15 protein-coding genes are annotated in these 15,960 nt (G+C 67.5%); 6 read left to right on the forward strand and 9 right to left on the reverse strand.

Annotated features, from left to right (window positions below):
• The 9 genes from J8847_RS18775 to J8847_RS18815 form a co-directional block, all read right to left on the reverse strand.
• Window positions 1–686, reverse strand: a 686-nt coding sequence (locus tag J8847_RS18775) for a triphosphoribosyl-dephospho-CoA synthase (RefSeq protein ID WP_211526238.1), incomplete at its 3' end; no start/stop codon positions are given.
• Window positions 674–1,354: a malonate decarboxylase holo-[acyl-carrier-protein] synthase gene (gene mdcG / locus J8847_RS18780; RefSeq protein WP_229513023.1), complete on the reverse strand. Its 681-nt coding sequence runs from the start codon at window positions 1,352–1,354 to the stop codon at window positions 674–676. The genes J8847_RS18775 and mdcG, both read right to left, overlap by 13 nt.
• Window positions 1,338–2,054, reverse strand: coding sequence for a biotin-independent malonate decarboxylase subunit gamma (locus J8847_RS18785; RefSeq protein ID WP_211526271.1), 717 nt, complete (start codon window positions 2,052–2,054; stop codon window positions 1,338–1,340). Before J8847_RS18785 ends, mdcG begins: the two co-directional genes overlap by 17 nt.
• Entirely contained in the window at window positions 2,054–2,947 is an 894-nt protein-coding gene (locus J8847_RS18790; protein WP_211526239.1) for a biotin-independent malonate decarboxylase subunit beta, read from the reverse strand. Before J8847_RS18790 ends, J8847_RS18785 begins: the two co-directional genes overlap by 1 nt.
• Window positions 2,944–3,258: a malonate decarboxylase acyl carrier protein gene (gene mdcC, locus J8847_RS18795; RefSeq protein WP_211526240.1), complete on the reverse strand. Its 315-nt coding sequence runs from the start codon at window positions 3,256–3,258 to the stop codon at window positions 2,944–2,946. The genes J8847_RS18790 and mdcC overlap by 4 nt, the downstream gene beginning before the upstream one ends.
• Window positions 3,259–3,268: 10 nt before the next feature.
• On the reverse strand, window positions 3,269–4,948 hold the full coding sequence (mdcA, locus tag J8847_RS18800) for a malonate decarboxylase subunit alpha (RefSeq protein WP_211526241.1): 1,680 nt from the start codon (window positions 4,946–4,948) through the stop codon (window positions 3,269–3,271).
• Between the two features lie 29 nt (window positions 4,949–4,977).
• Entirely contained in the window at window positions 4,978–6,396 is a 1,419-nt protein-coding gene (locus tag J8847_RS18805; RefSeq protein ID WP_211526242.1) for an SLC13 family permease, read from the reverse strand.
• A gap of 175 nt (window positions 6,397–6,571) precedes the next feature.
• Window positions 6,572–7,480: a LysR family transcriptional regulator gene (locus J8847_RS18810; protein ID WP_211526243.1), complete on the reverse strand. Its 909-nt coding sequence runs from the start codon at window positions 7,478–7,480 to the stop codon at window positions 6,572–6,574.
• Between the two features lie 30 nt (window positions 7,481–7,510).
• Window positions 7,511–8,458, reverse strand: a complete 948-nt coding sequence (locus J8847_RS18815) for a LysR family transcriptional regulator (protein ID WP_211526244.1) — start codon at window positions 8,456–8,458, stop codon at window positions 7,511–7,513.
• Window positions 8,459–8,783: 325 nt separating this feature from the next.
• Here J8847_RS18815 and J8847_RS18820 point away from each other — a divergent pair, with 325 nt between their 5' ends.
• The 6 genes from J8847_RS18820 (at window position 8,784) to J8847_RS18845 (ending at window position 15,960) form a co-directional block, all read left to right on the forward strand.
• Window positions 8,784–11,072: a TonB-dependent receptor gene (locus tag J8847_RS18820; RefSeq protein ID WP_211526245.1), complete on the forward strand. Its 2,289-nt coding sequence runs from the start codon at window positions 8,784–8,786 to the stop codon at window positions 11,070–11,072.
• Between the two features lie 199 nt (window positions 11,073–11,271).
• Window positions 11,272–12,162: an alpha/beta fold hydrolase gene (locus tag J8847_RS18825; RefSeq protein ID WP_211526246.1), complete on the forward strand. Its 891-nt coding sequence runs from the start codon at window positions 11,272–11,274 to the stop codon at window positions 12,160–12,162.
• Window positions 12,163–12,182: 20 nt separating this feature from the next.
• On the forward strand, window positions 12,183–13,382 hold the full coding sequence (locus J8847_RS18830) for a substrate-binding domain-containing protein (RefSeq protein WP_211526247.1): 1,200 nt from the start codon (window positions 12,183–12,185) through the stop codon (window positions 13,380–13,382).
• A gap of 1 nt (window position 13,383) precedes the next feature.
• A complete protein-coding gene (locus J8847_RS18835) occupies window positions 13,384–14,175 on the forward strand; it encodes an ABC transporter ATP-binding protein (protein WP_211526248.1) in 792 nt (263 codons plus the stop codon).
• A complete protein-coding gene (locus J8847_RS18840; RefSeq protein WP_211526249.1) occupies window positions 14,168–14,914 on the forward strand; it encodes an ABC transporter ATP-binding protein in 747 nt (248 codons plus the stop codon). Before J8847_RS18835 ends, J8847_RS18840 begins: the two co-directional genes overlap by 8 nt.
• An 8-nt stretch (window positions 14,915–14,922) precedes the next feature.
• On the forward strand, window positions 14,923–15,960 hold the full coding sequence (locus J8847_RS18845; RefSeq protein ID WP_211526250.1) for a branched-chain amino acid ABC transporter permease: 1,038 nt from the start codon (window positions 14,923–14,925) through the stop codon (window positions 15,958–15,960).

Genomic DNA, 15,960 nt, shown 5'->3' on the forward strand with positions numbered 1-15,960 from the left:
CCCCGGTGATAGACATTGGTGTCGCTGACCCGCGCCATTAGTGAAAACAGCGCGTCGACCCGCGCCAGGCGCATGCTGCGGCCCGCCGCCAGGGTGCGGCACAGCGCCGGCAGGCCGACCTCGAACACCGACGGCAATCCGTGCGCGGCTTCTTCCCTTGCGCCGCTGGCGGCATAGCGCAGCACCACCTGGGTGCCGTGCGAGGCCACGTTGCCGTCGGCCGTATGGGCGAACAGGGCCTGGCCCCAGCGCTCCAGCAGCACCGCGCGGATCGCCTCGGGCGACAGCAGGATGCCGCGCGCCTGGCAGCGGCCGATGGCGGCGCACAGCAAGCCGACGCAGAAGATGGCGCCGCGGTGGGTATTGATGCCCCCGGTCGCGCGCAGCATGCGTTTTTCGGCCGCGATGCCCAGGCGCTTGAGCACCTGGAAAGGCGCGTCCTGCATGCCGGCCTCGCAGATGTCGCGGAAGTAGCGGCGCAGCGAGAACAGGCTGCGCAGGAAGGTCTCCGCGTTCATGTCGTCGTGGCTGCCGTTGTCGACCAGCGAGACCAGGCCCGGTTTCGGATACAGGGCCAGCTCGGCGTACAGGCTGCGTACCGCGAGGCGCGCAATGCGCCCGGCGAAGCGCTCATCGGTCCGCGATCCCGGACGTTCTACAATCAGCTCGGTTGTCAAATCAGGCATTCCGTTTCCTCCAGCGTGGCAAGCAACTCGCTCACCAGGGAAAGCGAGATCCGCCCCATTTCCTTGGCCAGCACGCGGGTGCCGCGCACGCCGTCCATGGCCGCGTGCAGCTCCTTCCAGGCTACCGCGCGGCCGTCGGGAAAGACGATTTCGCCGTCCAGCGGCAGCACCTCGGCGTGCCGGGCCAGCAGCGCGAGCCCGTCGCGCAGGTGCGCCGTATTCAAGGGGCGCAGCAGGAGGTCGATATCCGAACTCTCCTTGAGATAAGCTTGCCCGGTAATCGCCTGCAGCGCCACCGAACCGTAGGCCCCCAGCACGAAGCCGTGGGCGGTCGCTTCCTGCTCCAGCGCCGCCAGCCCGGCGCGCCAGCGCTCGGGCACGGCGTCCATCGCGGCCACCAGCGGCAGCGGCGCCGCGTGGCGCGCCACGTCGGCGATGGCGACCCGTGCGGCCACCCTCACCTTGACGCCATCAAGGGGACGCGGCGGCAGCGCGAAGCCGACCGACAGCTGGTCCGGCGCCTGCTCCACTTCGTCGCGCCGCACCACGGCCGGCCAGCCGGCGCGCGACCACGCGTCCAGCGCCCCGGACTGCTCCTGCGGCATGGCGGCCAGGACTTGTTCCCAGCCGCGCGCGGTCAGCCAGACCAGGTCATGCCGGGCGAACATCGCTGCCTCGGCGCACCGCGTCCGCCACCGGCTGGGCCAGCAGGCGCCCGCCGCGCTCGCGGCCGAGCTCCATGCGGCGGTCTTCCGGACGGCTGACCTGCAGGGCCATGGCCAGCGCGCCGGCCAGGTCGCCTTCCCACAGTCCGTGCAGCCCCCCCATGCGCAGGTAGTTGTGGGCGCCCGGCGCGAACACCGGATTGTCCTTGGCCAGTTCGGTCAGGCGCTCTTCCGGCACCTTGGTGATGCGCGCCATCGCCGGCAGGCCCATCACGCGAATGGTCGCTTCCGGCAGCGCGAAGCAGGCGTTGGCGATCAGGCCGCTGGTGATGAAACCGCCGGACAGCGCCTGGTCGTACACCAGGCCGACCACCGTGTGGCCCTTGCGCCGCGCCAGGTCGATGCACTTGCCCAGGTGGGCCATGTAGCTGTTGATGCCCAACATTTCATCGCGGTGGCGCAGGCGCTGCCCCTGGGTGTCGATCAGGATCACGATCGGCCGGCCTGGATGCGACTGCACCGTGCGCAGAACCGCCCTGGCCTGGGCCAGGGCGATCTCGATGCCGATCGGCGCGTGCTCGGTGGTGCCGATCACGTCGACCGCCTGCCCGTCCACCTGGGCGCAGCCGGACAGGAAGTTGTCGCGCTCCACGATATCGTGGCCAGCAGGGAACAGCTGCGCCGCCAAAGTTTGCCAGTCCATCATCGTACTCCTTTGATCTGCGCGGCCAGCGCCAGGAAGGCTTCCGGTTCCAGCACCGGCACGGCGGCTGGATCGGGAATGCCGAGCTGCTTCCACACGTCCATCGGATCGCGCAGTCCGTCCGCATCCTGGATGCGGCGCGACAGCATCTCCTGCTCGGCCAGCAGGTCGTCCAGGGTCAGCTCGGCGCCGCTGCCGCGCACCTGTTCGATGGCGTCCAGCGCCGCGGCGCGGAAGGCGGCCACGTCGTCCGGCACCAGGGCCTGGCAGTCGCCCATCAGGTAGCGGTGCTTGCCGCCGGTCGTGCGCCACACCAGGGCGCGGTCGCGGGCGTCGAATTCCTCGACGCCGTTGGCGGTCTCGATCACCTCGGGGCCGGACATGGCGAGCCGCCCTTCTTCCGACATGATCACCGTGTTGGCGCAGCGCGCAGCGATGCCCATGCCGCCGAAGCAGCCGTTCGATCCGCCCACCACGCTGATCACCGGGATGCCGGCCGCGCGCACGTCCAGGATCGCGCGCATCACTTCGGACACCGCGATCAGGCCGGCGTTGGCTTCGTGCAGGCGCACGCCGCCCGATTCGAGCAGCAGCACGACCGCGTGCGCCTGCTCGTCGATCGCGCGGCGCAGCATGCCCACCAGCTTGGCGCCATGGACTTCGCCCACCGCGCCGCCCATGAAGCCGCCCTCCTGGGCCGCGCCGAACACGGTGTGCCCGCCGAGCTTTCCTTTGCCGACCAAAACGCCGTCGTCGAAGGACACCGGGGCATTCAGCTGCGACAGGTGCGGACTGGTGACGCGCGCGGCGGGCGGCAGGAATTCCTCGAAGCTGCCGGCGTCGAAGATCGCCGGGATGCGCTGGCGCGCGCTCAGTTCCAGATAGCTGCTCATGGCTGGCCTCCCGTTGCCGACTCCACCGCCTGGTCCAGGCGCAGGCTGACCACCGCCGGGGTGGCGCCCATGTCGTTGATGCAGATGCGCGCGTCCGCCAGGCCCCAGCGCGCATGGAAGTCGGCCATCACCGCCTGCCAGGTCGCGCCGAAGCCGACGGCGGCGGTGTGCACTTCGATTTCGCAGGCGCCGCCCAGCTGGGCCGGCTCGATCAGGACTTCCAGGTTGCCCGAGCTGACCACGCCCACCAGCTGGGGCATGCTGCTCAGGGGCCGATTGCCCTGCTCGAAGCGATAGTTCAATGTTTCCATCGTGGTTTCCTCACCAGTTCCTGAAGCGCTTCGGTGGATCGTACAGCCCTCCGGAAGCGCGCACCAGGCCTTTCATGTTCTTGGCGGCCAGCAGGTCGCGGGTGGCCATGCGCTTGTCGATGCCCAGGTCTTCGGCGCGCCGGATCACGCCGCGGTCGCGCAGGTTCTCTACCATGCGCTTGTCGCGTCCCATGCCCACCGGCGTGTAGCCGGCCACGCCGCGGATCGCCTGTTCGCGCTCCTCGTCGCTGCGGCACAGCAGCAGGTTGGCGATGCCTTCCTCGGTCAGGATGTGGGTCACGTCGTCGCCGTAGATCATCACCGGCGGGATCGCCATGCCGGCCTGCTCGGCCAGCTGCCAGGCATCCAGCTTTTCGACGAAGGCGGGGGCCATGTGCTCGCGGAAGGTCTCGACCATCTGCACCACGAGCTTCTGGCCGCGCGGGATGGTGTTGCGCCCCGCATTTCGCCCGTCCTTTGCCTGCTGGCCCGCTTTCAGCCAGGCCGCGCTCGGGTGGCGCCGGCCGCGCGCGTCGGCGCCCATGTTGGGTGCGCCGCCGAAGCCGGAAATCCGGCCCAGGGTCGCGGTCGAGGAATTGCCCTGCAAGTCGATCTGCAGGGTGGAGCCGATGAACATGTCGCAGGCGTAGTGGCCGGCTGCCTGGGAGAAGGCGCGGTTGCTGCGCATCGATCCGTCCGGCCCCACGAAGAAGACGTCGGGCCGGGCGCGGATATAGTTCTCCATGCCCAGCTCGGAACCGAAGGAATGCACCGACTCGACGAAGCCCGCCTCGATGGCCGGGATCAGCGCCGGGTGCGGGTTGAGCGCCCAGTGGCGGGCAATCTTCCCTTTCAGGCCCAGTTCCGCCGCGTAGGTCGGCAGCAGCAGCTCGATGGCGGCCGTGTCGAAGCCGATGCCGTGGTTCAGGCGGTCGACCTGGTATTCCGCGTAGATGCCCTTGATGGCCATCATCGCCATCAGGACCTGGATCTCGGAGATCTGGGCCGGATCGCGGGTGAACAGCGGCTCGATGTAGTAAGGCGTGGGCGACTGCACCACGAACTCGACCCAGTCGGCCGGGATGTCCACGCGCGGCAGCTTGTCGACGACCTTGTTCACCTGGACGATCACGATGCCGCTCTTGAAGGCCGTGGCCTCCACGATGGCCGGCGTGTCCTCGGTGTTCGGGCCGGTGTACAGGTTGCCCTCGCGGTCCGCCATCTCGGCCGCCACCAGCGCGATGCGCGGCGTGAGGTCGACGAAGTAGCGGCCGAACAGCTCGAGGTAGGTGTGGATCGCCCCGATATTCAGCTTGCCCGCCTGGGCCAGCTTGGCCAGGCGGCCGGCTTGCGGCCCGGAGAAGGAGAAGTCCAGGCGCGAGCCGATGCCCTTCTCGAACACGTCCAGGTGTTCGGGAAGGGACAGCACCGACAACAGCATGTGCAGGTTGTTGATGCGGTTCGGGTCCAGCTTGGTCAGCGCCTTGCCGAGGAAGTCGGCCTGCTTCTGGTTGTTCCCCTCCAGGCAGACACGGTCGCCGCATTCCAGCACGGCGTGAAGGAGATCGACGATGCGGTTGGCTCCCACGATCTTGCCCTGCAGGTCGTTCCCGAGGGCGTTCCTGGCCCGGTCGAGACGTGCGCTGCGGTTGGTTTGCTGTGTATCCCAGCGGCGTTGTGCGTCTTGCATAGCGTTTCCCGAAAAATGGCCGTGCCTGTTTAGAGCACGACGAACAGCAGCCACACCAGGACCGGTGCGGCCACGGTGACGATACCGCCATAGATCATCAGCTGGCGCAGGAAGACGTCGCGGTCGATGCCTTGCGCGCTGGCCAGCACCAGTGCTCCGTTGGTGGAGAAGGGGCTGACGTCGACGATGGTCGATGCGACCGCCATCGCGGCGATGAAGCCGATCGGATCGACGCCGGTGCCGCTCTGCAGGAAGGGCACCGCCAGCGGAATCAGGGATCCCAGCACCGCGGTCGACGAGGCGAAGGCGGACACGATGGCGCCGACGAAGAGCAGCAGCAGCGCCACCACCAGCGGCGAGGTCAGGCTGGCCACGCTGGTGCCGACGAAGTCGATGGTGCCCATCTTCTGCATCACACCCACATAGGTGCTGACGCCGACGATCAGCATGATCTCGGGCCAGGACACCTGGCCGATGGCGCGTTTCTGCACCTGCGGCGCCATCAGCGACAGCACCAGGCCGATGCAGACGGCGACGAAGCCGATGTCCAGCTTGTACATCAGGGTCAGCACGCCCAGGGCCAGCAGGCCGACCACGGTCGCCAGTTGCTGGAAGGTCGGGCCGGCATGGTCTTCGGCCTTGGCCAGGGCGGCCGTACCGGACCCGCCTGCGGTGTTGACGGCGGCCAGCGAGTCGGCCGAGCGCTGGCGGGTGAGCTGTTCTTCGCTCGATGCCTCGGCTTCGGCATCGCCGTAGATCTGCGGGCCCTGGGCGGCCACGGCCACCTGGGCGCCGAAAGGCATCGCCGGCATGGCGCCGCCACGGGCGGCCGGGCGGCCCTCGCGCATCAGGCGCAGGCCGCCCATCAGGCAGAACAGCACCACGCATACCGCGAAGTTGAAGCCCAGGCTGACCAGCGCGGTCGTCATCTCGGACAGCGGCAGGCCGGCCTTCTGCACGATCTTGTTGGTGATGCCGCCATAGATGCTGATCGGCGAGAAGCCGCCGCCCTGCGCGCCGTGGATCACCATCAGGCCCATCATCAGCGGGCTGATGTTGTGCTTGACGGCGAAGCCGAGGGCGATCGGGGCGATGATCGCCACCGCCGCCGGGCTGACGGCGCCCATGGCGGTCAGCATCGCGGTAATGGCGAACATCACCCAGGGAATCGCGGCAATCCTGCCGCCGACCGCCCGTACGGCGAGGCGCACCAGCCAGTCGATGGTGCCGTTGTTCTGGGCCTGGGCGAACAGGAAGGTGATGCCGACCAGGGTCAGGAAGAGTTCGGCCGGGAAGCCGGCCAGGATGCCCTTGGCCGTCATCCCGGCGGCCAGGGTGCCGACCAGGAAGGCGCCGACGAATGCGAGAACGCCCATGTTGATGGGCAGGACGGTGGCAATGATGAACATCAGGGCCAGCACGTAAATGGAAATCATATGAGAGGACACGAGGGTGCTCCTTCGCCAAGTGGCGCCGCACTAGCGGGCCGGTGAAACGTCTCCGAATATATGCCTCTCCGGTGGAGGGCATGCTCTTTTTTGTGGTTTTTATAAGGTAGCCGCGAATCGGGCGCAGATCAATTACGCGGACCGTGGGACGTTTACTGTGAGCGAAACGTTCGCATCACCCGTGCTTGAGCATGCGGCACACCGCCGCCAGCGCCAGCAGGTTCGGATCGCGCTCGCGCACCCGCAGGAAGCTCAGCCCGATGGTCTGGCGCATCAGGTATTCCTGCCTGAGCGGAATCAACTGCAGCTTGTCGCCGAACACGTTGCGCACCCGGCCCGGCAGCAGGGTGTAGCCGATCCCCGCCCCCACCAGGTTCATCAGCGAGAAGATGTCGCCCACCCGCGTGACGACGGTGGGCGTGAAGCCGGCGATGCGGAAGGCTTCCTGGAAGCCCTGGAAGGTGATGAAGCCTTCGCTCAGTCCCACGAACTTCTCGCCGGCGCAGTCGCGCAGGTCGATGTCCTTGACATCCGCATAGGGCGAACCCTTGGGCGCCGCGAAGTAGATCTCGTCCTCGAACAGCGGAATCGATTCGACGTCGGGATCGGGATCGGGCAATGCGATCAGGGCGGCGTCGATGGCGTTCTGCTTGAGCTTGTGCAGCAGGTCGGCGTTCGAGCCCAGCACCAGCTCGGTCTGCAGTTCGGGCTTGCGCAGCTTGATGCCGATGATGACTTCGGGGATGGTGCCGGTGGTGAGCGAGTACAGCGAGCCGATCTTGAGGTGGTCGGCCGAGTAGCCGGCCGCCGAGCGCGTGGCGGCGATGCCGTCCGCCATCAGCTTGATCACTTCGCGGCTGACGTCGGCCAGCACCTGGGCCGCCTCGTTCGGGATCAGGTTGCGGCCCTGGAGGCTGAACAGCTGGCAGCTCATGCTCTCTTCCAGCGAATGCAGGGCGCGGTGCACGCTGACGGCGCTGATGTCGAGCAGCCGCGCGGCCGCGTTCAGGTTCCCGCCCTCCATGTAGGCGAGCAGGATTTCGAGCTTGCGGAAGGTGATCTCGTCGCTGATCTGGCTGCGCATGGTGAAGAGACTCTGGTTAGTTGGAACGAATCACGCGCGCGCGCCCTGGCTGGCCGCCTGCACCACGTTGTCGATATCGCCGTTGTGCCACCACAGCGAAGGATTGTTGTCGGCCAGCTCGCGCAGCAGGTCCCACACCACCTTCACGCGCCGCAGGCGGTACAGGTCGGTCGGCGCGGCCAGCCAGAACGAGCGCTCGGCGAAGAAGCCGGGCAGCACCGGCACCAGGCGCCCGTCGTCCGGCACCGCGTAGGGCGGCGCCATCATCAGGCCCATGCCCAGCGAGGCCGCCTCGATCTGCGCCGTCATGCCCGAGCAGCACATGCGCCGGCGCGGGGTGAATCCCAGTTCGTTCAGGTAGGACAGCTCGCGGCTGGCCAGCCGGTCCTGGACGTAGTCGACGAAGTCGTGGCGCGCCAGGTCGGACTGCTGCCTGATGGCCGGATGGCGCGCCAGGTAGGACGGCGCCGCGTACAGGTAGAAGCGGAAGGACGCCAGCCGCGTGACCACGTAGCGGCCGGTGGTCGGCGGATCCAGCATGACCCCGAGATCGGCTTCGCGGTTGGCCAGGTTGGCGAAGCGCGGCAGCGCCAGCAGGTCGATCGACAGGTCCGGGTGCTGCTCCAGCAGCCCGGCCAGCAGCGGCGCCACCACCCGCACCCCGAACACTTCGGGCACGCCCAGGCGCACCACGCCGGCCGCCGCCACCTCCGCCCCGCCGATCTGCTCGGCCGCGGCCAGGGCCGCGCCTTCCATCGCCTCGGCATGCGGCAGCAGGGCCAGCCCGACCTCGGTCAGCTCGTAGCCTTCGCGGCTGCGGTCGAACAGGGTGGCCCCGAGCTGGGTCTCGAGCCGGTCGATGCGCCGCGCCACCGTGGTGTGCTCGACCTCGAGGCGCCGCGAGGCGCCGGACAAGGTGCCGGCGCGGGCCAGCTCCAGGAAGAATCGCAGGTCGGTCCACTCGGGCAGCGTATTCATGGGTAGTTGTCCGATATCAAGATGACATATTGTGCACTAGTGCACATTCCCCCTGCAATCCTTTCGTCGACCTCCCTCATCGCCGGGCCAAGTTAGTGCTTTTGGGCTATTCCTTAGGGCAAGTGCGCTCTGTAAACACGCTGCCTGCGCACTGACAGCCTGGCGAAACCACCTTGTACATATTTGCACTGAAGCAGCATAGCGGGCTGTGCATTTACGCACAAAGGGGTGGGCGATTGTTAGCTATTCAACCAAACCCAACCGAGGCACACTGCTGGGCATGCGAAATCTTGAACGCATGCCTACAAAAAACAAGGAGACAAGAATGCGTCTGACCAAGAAGAAACTGAGCCTGCTGACCCAGTCCGCCATCGCCGTGCTCGCCGTCTCCGGCGGCGGTATCGGTGCGGCCCACGCCCAGACCTCCGCCGGCGCCCCGGCCGCCTCGCCGACCGAGGAAGCCGCGCCGGCCAAGGTGGTCGTCACCGCGCGCCGCCGCGAGGAGACCCTGCAGGACGTGCCGGTGTCGGTCACCGCCTTCTCGGCAGACCAGCTCTCCAAACAGGCCGTGCCGGACGTGACCGCCCTCGCCCTGGCCCTGCCGAACACCACGCTCAAGGCTTCGCGCGCCACCAATTCCACCCTGACCGCCTTCATCCGCGGCGTCGGCCAGGCCGACCCGCTGGCCGGCTTCGAGTCCGGCGTCGGCATCTACGTCGACGACATCTACCTGGCCCGCCCGCAAGCCGCGGTGGCGGACATCTACGACGTCGAGCGCATCGAAGTCCTGCGCGGCCCGCAGGGCACCCTGTACGGCCGCAACACCATCGGCGGCGCGGTCAAGTACGTGACCCGCAAGCTCGGTCCGAAGCGCGACGTGCGCCTGCGCGCCACCGTCGGCAACTACGACCAGCGCGAAGTCGTGGTCACCGCCAGCACCCCGCTGACCGACACCGCGCGCATCGGCGGCACCTTCGCCCGCTTCAAGCGCGACGGCTTCGGCACCAACCTGTTCACCGGCAAGGGCAACTACGACAAGGACGTCACCGCGGCCCGCCTGTCGGCCGAGTTCACCCCGAACCAGGATCTGTTCATCCGCATCGCCGGCGACATCACCCAGGACGATTCGAACCCGAAGAACGGCCACCGCCTGATCGTCGGCCGCACCAGCGGCGCCCCGATCCTGTCGAACGAATTCGACACCCGCGGCAACCTGACCAAGGCCCTGGGCCACGACCAGGACGTCAAGGCCTACGGCGTCTCGGCCACCGTCGAATACACCATCAACCCCACCTGGACCCTGAAATCGATCACCGCCGCGCGCAAGGACCGTTCCTACGCCCCGATCGACTTCGACGCCCTGCCGGTGGTCGACATGGAAGTGCCGGCCCTGTACAAGAACAAGCAGTTCAGCCAGGAATTCAACCTGACCTACACGGGCGAGCGCGTACAGGGCGTGGCCGGCGTCTACTTCATGGACGCCAACGCCTTCAACCACTTCGACACCATCCTGGCCGGCGCCTTCCCGTCCTCGACCTACACGATGGGCGACATCGACACCAAGGCCTGGGCAGTCTACGCCGACGGCAGCTACAACTTCACCGACGCCCTGAGCGTATCGCTGGGCGGCCGCTACACGGTCGACAAGCGCGAAGCCGAGATCCTGCGCCAGATCTACTTCGGCCTGGGCGGCTCGCCGCAGCTGGGCAACCCGAGCGCGATCCTGTTCCGCACCGATACCGACCTGCGTGGCGGCGTGCTCGAGCGCGAAGACAAGAAGTTTACCCCGCGCGTTGCCGTGAACTGGAAGATGAACCAGGACCACAACGTCTACGCCTCCTACTCGGAAGGCTTCAAGGGCGGCGGCTTCGACCCGCGCCTGAACGTGGTCGGCACCCGCATCCCGCTGTCGACCGCGCGCGCGGGCTATGCGCCGGAAACCATCGAGACCTACGAACTGGGCCTGAAGTCGGCCTTCAACGGCGGCCGCATCACCACCAACGCCGCCGTGTTCTACAGCGACTACCAGGACGTGCAGATCCCGGGCTCGGTGGCGATCGACACCAACGGCGACGGCCGCGACGACAGCTTCGCCGGCGTGACCACCAACGCCGGCAAGGCCAAGATCAAGGGCCTGGAACTGGAAGCCATCGCCAATCTGACCCGCAACTTCATGATTGCAGGCATGTACAGCTACATCGACGCCGAGTACAAGGAGTACATCGTCGCCGGCGTGAACGTGGCGGGCCAGCGCACCTTCCAGAACACCCCGAAGAACTCCGCCAACCTGCGCGCCAACTACGACTTCGACCTGCCGGTCGGCCCGCACAGCGGCAAGCTCTCGCTGATCGGCAGCTGGTCGTACAAGGGCTCCACCGCGCAGTTCGAGACCCGTTCGCTGCTGGACCAGGAGTCCTACCGCATCTGGGACGCCAGCATCGTCTGGACCCGCACCGACGGCAAGATCCGCGCCGGCCTGCACGGCAAGAACCTGGGCGACACCCGCTACAAGACCGCCGGCTACCTGTTCCCGACCCTGGGCAACGAGGGCACGCTGACGGCCTTCTACGGCAACCCGCGCACGGTGTCGGCGACTGTCGAGTACCGTTTCTAAGGCGGCGCGGCGTTCCAGTCGCTCCCTGCGTTGGCATCAACCGTCGTCCCGGCGCAGGCCGGGACCCAAGTTCGGCGTTTCGACGGCGCATACAAACTTAGGTTCCGGCCTTCGCCGGAACGACGGTTCGAGGGCTAGCTATGCGGCCTAGTGCCGCGGGGACTGCCATTACCCAATCGAACCAACAGGATAAGCCAGCGTGTCCACCTACACACCAATCAGCTATACGAGCGGCGACGGGCTGGCGCTGTACGCACGCGACTATGCAGCCACCGCCAGCCCCGGGGCCGCGCCAGGCCCGGCCCGGCTGCCGGTGATCTGCATCCACGGCCTGACCCGCAATTCGTCCGACTTCGACGAAGTCGCGCCGGTGATCGCGGCCCTGGGCCGGCGCGTGATCGCCGTCGACGTGCGCGGCCGCGGCCACTCGGCGCGCGACCCCAACCCGGCCAACTACTCGCCCATGGTCTACGCCGGCGACATCATCAAGCTGATGAACGACCTGGGCATCGCGCGCGCCGTCTTCATCGGCACCTCGATGGGCGGCCTGATCACCATGACCCTGGCGGCGCGCCGCCTGGACCTGATCGCCGCCGCCATCATCAACGACATCGGCCCGGTCATGTCGCCGCGCGGCCTGGACCGCATCGCCGGCTATGCCGGCAAGTCCGCCGCCGTCGCTTCCTGGCCCGAGGCCGCCAGCCATGTACGCGACATCAATCTCTGCGCCTTCCCCGCCAACTCCGACGACGAGTGGGACAAGTGGGCGCGCCGCGCCTTCGAGCAGCGCGACGACGGCTTGTTGAGCCCACGCTACGATCCGAACATTGCGCACGCCCTGCAAACGGGTAAACTTCCCCCGACCTCGCTGGCGGCGCGTATGGCCTTCCGGCGCCTGGCGCGGCGCCGCCCCACCCTGCTGGTGCGCGGTACGCTGTCGGACCTGGTCGAACCCGAACAGGCGGTCTGGATGCGCAAGGCCGCCCCGGAGCTGCAGTATGTGGAAGTACCGAATGTCGGCCACGCGCCGATGCTGACCGAGCCCGAGGCGCTGGATGCCATCCGCGCCTTCCTGGCCCAGGTACCCTGAGACAGAACAAGGAGACAAGCATGAACCACCTGATCAAACCCCTCGCCGTCGCCATCGTGGCCGCCTTCGCCGCCACCGCCGCGCCGACGGTCCTGGCCCAGGGCAAGGACCTGAAGGTCGCCCTCATCGCGGGCAAGACCGGCGCGCTGGAAGCCTACGCCAAGGAGACCGAGACCGGCTTCATGATGGGCCTCGAGTACCTCACCGGCGGCAAGATGGAGATCAACGGCCGCAAGATCAAGGTGATCGTCAAGGACGACCAGAGCAAGCCGGACCTGGGCCGCACCCTGCTGGCCGAAGCCTATGGCGACGACAAGGTGGACATCGCGGTCGGCACCACCTCGTCCGGCTCGGCGCTGGCGATGCTCCCGGTCGCCAAGGAATACCGCAAGGTGCTGATCGTGGAACCGGCCGTGGCCGACGCCATCACCGGCGACAAGTGGAATAAATACATCTTCCGCACCGCGCGCAGCTCGATGCAGGACGCGCTGGCCGCCGCCTCCACCCTGAAGTCGGGCAGCGTCGGCTTCCTGGCCCAGGACTATGCCTTCGGCCGCGACGCCATCAAGGCCGGCAAGGAAGCCCTGGCGGCCACCGGCAGCAAGGCCAAGGTGGTGCACGAGGAATACGCGCCCATGACCACCACCGACTTCACCGCCTCGACCCAGCGCCTGTTCGACGCGCTCAAGGACAAGCCGCAGCCGCGCGTTCTGGCCATCGTCTGGGCCGGCCCGAACCCGATGAACAAGATCGCCGACATGCAGCCGCAGCGCTACGGCATCGCCCTGGCCCCGGGCGGCAACATCCTGCCGGTGATGAAGACCTGGAAGAGCTACGCCGGCACCGAAGGCACCATTTATTACTACTACGCCTTCCCGAAGAACAAGATGAACGACTGGCTGGTGGCCGAGCACACCAAGCGCTTCAAGGCCCCGCCCGACATGTTCACCGCCGGCGGCATGGCCGCGGCCAGCGCCGTCTACACGGCCCTGTCCAAGGCCCCGAACGGCAACGGCGACCAGATGGCGGCCGCGATGGAGGGCATGAGCTTCGAGACCCCGAAAGGCACGATGAGCTTCCGCAAGGAAGACCACCAGGCGATCCAGCCGATGTACCACTTCCGCATCAAGAAGGACCAGAAGAACGAGTGGGACCTGCTGGAACTGGTGCGCGAGATCCCGGCTTCCGAGATGCCTCTGCCGGTGCGGAACAAGCGCTGACATGAGCTCGTTCGTTTCGCAGCCCGCTGTGCAGCCCTCCTTGTCCACCCGCGACCTGACGATCCGCTTCGGCGGCCACGTCGCGGTGAACGCGGTGACGGCCGATTTCTACCCCGGCACCCTGACCGTGATCGTCGGTCCCAATGGCGCCGGCAAGACGACCTACTTCAACCTGGTGTCCGGCCAGCTGCCCGCCAGCGCGGGCAAGGTATTCGTCAAGGGCGTCGATGTCACCCGCGCCGGGCCCGCGCGCCGCACCCGCATGGGCATCGGCCGCGCCTTCCAGCTGACCAACCTGTTCCCCAACCTGACGGTGATCGAGAACGTGCGCCTGGCGGTGCAGAGCCGCGCTGGCATGGGCCTGAACTTCTTCTCGATCTGGTCCAGCCACAAGGAGCTGGTCGCGCGCGCCGAGCACTACCTGGAACGCGTGTCCCTCATGGGCCGGCGCGACATGCACGTGGGCGCCCTGTCGCACGGCGACCAGCGCAAGCTGGAAGTGGCGATCCTGCTGGCGCTGGAGCCCGAGATCATGATGTTCGACGAACCCACCGCCGGCATGAGCGTGGACGAGGTGCCGGTGGTGCTCGACCTGATCCAGAAGGTAAAGGATGAGCGCAACAAGACCGTGCTCCTGGTCGAGCACAAGATGGACGTGGTGCGCCAGCTGGCGGACCGCATCGTCGTGCTGGTGAACGGCACCCTGGTCGCGGACGGCAAGCCCGTCGAAGTGATGCAATCGAAGATCGTACAGGAAGCCTATCTTGGAACATCCGAACCCCAACATGCTTAAACCTGCGGCGCCCGGCGGTGAACCCCTGCTGACGCTGTCCGGCGTGCATACCCACATCGGCCAGTACCACATCCTGCAGGGCGTGGACCTGGTGGTGCCGCGCGGCGGCCTGTCCATCCTGCTGGGCCGCAACGGCGCCGGCAAGACCACCACCCTGCGCACCATCATGGGCCTGTGGAAGGCCAGCAGCGGCAGCATCCGCTTCGACGGCAAGGACATCACGAAGATGGCCACGCCCGACATCGCGCGCGCCGGCATCGCCTATGTCCCGGAAAGCATGGCCGTGTTCTCCGACCTGACCGTGCGCGAGAACCTGCACCTGGCGGCGCGCAGCGGCCCGCTGGACCAGGCGCGCGTGGACTGGATCTGCGGCTTCTTCCCGGCCCTGAAGAAGTTCTGGAACTACCCGGCGGGGAATCTCTCCGGCGGACAGAAGCAGATGGTGGCGATCGCCCGCGCGATCGTCGAGCCGCGCAAGCTCCTGCTGGTCGACGAACCGACCAAGGGCCTGGCGCCGGCCATCGTGCAAAGCCTGATGGCGGCCTTCCGCGAGCTGAAGGAAACCGACACCACCATCCTGCTGGTCGAGCAGAACTTCAACTTCGTGCGCACGCTCGGCGACACGGTCAGCGTGATGGACGACGGCCGCGTCGTGCACGCCGGCTCGATGGCGGAACTGGCCGACGACGAGACGCTGCAGCAGCGACTGCTGGGCCTCTCGCTCGACTCCCACCAATAGGACACTCCATGAGCGCATCCCTCCCTGTTGCCACCCCGGCCGCCCCGCCCGCCGACACCGCGCTGCCGGCCGCCAAACGCGACATCGCACCGCTGCTGCTGGTGCCGGCGCTGATGCTGGCCGCGCTGCCCTTCTGCGGCAGCTTCCCCACCTGGGTCACCCTGACCGTCGCCGGCCTGGCGATGGGCATGATGATCTTCATCATGGCCAGCGGCCTGACCCTGGTCTTCGGCCTGATGAGCGTGCTGAACTTCGGCCATGGCGCCTTCGTCTCGGTCGGCGCCTTCACCGCCACCCTGGTGCTGCTGCCGATGCGCGGCTGGCTCGAGATGGACTCCCTGTTGATCAACCTCGGCGTGCTGGCGCTGGCGGTGACGGTGGCGATGCTGGCCACCGCCCTGATGGGCTGGGCCTTCGAGCGCCTCATCATCAAGCCGGTCTACGGCCAGCACCTGAAGCAGATCCTGATCACCATGGGCGGCATGATCGTGGCCGAACAGCTGATCCACGTGATCTGGGGCGCCGAGACCATCGCCCTGCCACTGCCGACCGCCCTGCGCGGGGCGATCCTGATGGGCGACGCCGCCATCGAGAAGTACCGCCTGGTGGCCGTGGTGGTCGGCCTGGTGGTGTTCGTGGCCATGTTCCTGACTCTGAACCGCACCAAGATCGGCCTGCTGATCCGCGCCGGCGTCGAGAACGGCGAGATGGTCGAAGCCCTCGGCTACCGCATCCGCCGCCTGTTCGTGGCGGTGTTCGCGGCCGGCTCGGCGCTGGCCGGCCTGGGCGGCGTGCTGTGGGGCCTGTACAAGGAAACCCTGTCGGCTGCGATGGGCGGCGAGATGATGGTCATGATCTTCATCGTCATCATCATCGGCGGCCTCGGCTCGGTGGGCGGCTGCTTCATCGGCGCCCTCCTGATGGCCCTGGTGGCCAACTACGCCGGCTTCCTGGCGCCCAAGGTCGCGCTGGTGTCGAACATCATCCTGATGATCGCCGTCCTGCTGTGGCGTCCGGCCGGTCTCTATTCGAAAATGCGGGGTTGA

Source organism: Massilia sp. AB1 (genome assembly GCF_018119385.1).
GTDB lineage: Bacteria > Pseudomonadota > Gammaproteobacteria > Burkholderiales > Burkholderiaceae_D > Telluria.

Bases quoted from the DNA above. Each gene is read 5' to 3' on its own strand.
- mdcG (WP_229513023.1), bottom strand. From the start codon at position 1,354: ATGTTCGCCCGGCATGACCTGGTCTGGCTGACCGCGCGCGGCTGGGAA.
- J8847_RS18785 (WP_211526271.1), bottom strand. From the start codon at position 2,054: ATGGACTGGCAAACTTTGGCGGCGCAGCTGTTCCCTGCTGGCCACGAT.
- J8847_RS18790 (WP_211526239.1), bottom strand. From the start codon at position 2,947: ATGAGCAGCTATCTGGAACTGAGCGCGCGCCAGCGCATCCCGGCGATC.
- mdcC (WP_211526240.1), bottom strand. From the start codon at position 3,258: ATGGAAACATTGAACTATCGCTTCGAGCAGGGCAATCGGCCCCTGAGC.
- mdcA (WP_211526241.1), bottom strand. From the start codon at position 4,948: ATGCAAGACGCACAACGCCGCTGGGATACACAGCAAACCAACCGCAGC.
- J8847_RS18810 (WP_211526243.1), bottom strand. From the start codon at position 7,480: ATGCGCAGCCAGATCAGCGACGAGATCACCTTCCGCAAGCTCGAAATC.
- J8847_RS18815 (WP_211526244.1), bottom strand. From the start codon at position 8,458: ATGAATACGCTGCCCGAGTGGACCGACCTGCGATTCTTCCTGGAGCTG.
- J8847_RS18820 (WP_211526245.1), top strand. From the start codon at position 8,784: ATGCGTCTGACCAAGAAGAAACTGAGCCTGCTGACCCAGTCCGCCATC.
- J8847_RS18830 (WP_211526247.1), top strand. From the start codon at position 12,183: ATGAACCACCTGATCAAACCCCTCGCCGTCGCCATCGTGGCCGCCTTC.
- J8847_RS18835 (WP_211526248.1), top strand. From the start codon at position 13,384: ATGAGCTCGTTCGTTTCGCAGCCCGCTGTGCAGCCCTCCTTGTCCACC.
- J8847_RS18840 (WP_211526249.1), top strand. From the start codon at position 14,168: ATGCTTAAACCTGCGGCGCCCGGCGGTGAACCCCTGCTGACGCTGTCC.
- J8847_RS18845 (WP_211526250.1), top strand. From the start codon at position 14,923: ATGAGCGCATCCCTCCCTGTTGCCACCCCGGCCGCCCCGCCCGCCGAC.